Source organism: Halorubrum sp. SS7 (assembly GCF_005435055.1).
Classification (GTDB): domain Archaea; phylum Halobacteriota; class Halobacteria; order Halobacteriales; family Haloferacaceae; genus Halorubrum; species Halorubrum salinarum.
Window position 1 is genome coordinate 1 of record NZ_SGXV01000546.1, and the last position, 263, is coordinate 263.

Annotated in this window: 1 pseudogene; it reads right to left on the bottom strand. The window is 70.7% G+C overall.

What is annotated here, in order from left to right:
* Positions 1-6 precede the first annotated feature (6 nt).
* Positions 7-263 (bottom strand): annotated as a pseudogene (locus EXE44_RS20560) (hypothetical protein); the annotation flags it as partial.

Consider the following 263-nt stretch of genomic DNA (forward strand, 5'->3'; position numbering starts at 1 on the left):
GGTCTTCTAGAACCGACCCGATCGGACCGCGTACGCCACCAGTAGGCCGGCCAACGCGAGGATCGGGAGGACCGCGCGCCCCACGTCGAACCGGTACCCGAGGTTCCAGACGAGCACCGTCGCCTGGACCCAGGCGAACGTGACGCCGAGGAAGAGCACGGAGAGGGTCGTCCCGCCCGGCGTGCTGGTGGCCGAATCCGGTGCGATCCGGACGAAGGCGACGCTCGCGGCGCCGAACGCGAACAGTCCGACCGTCGCCAGCG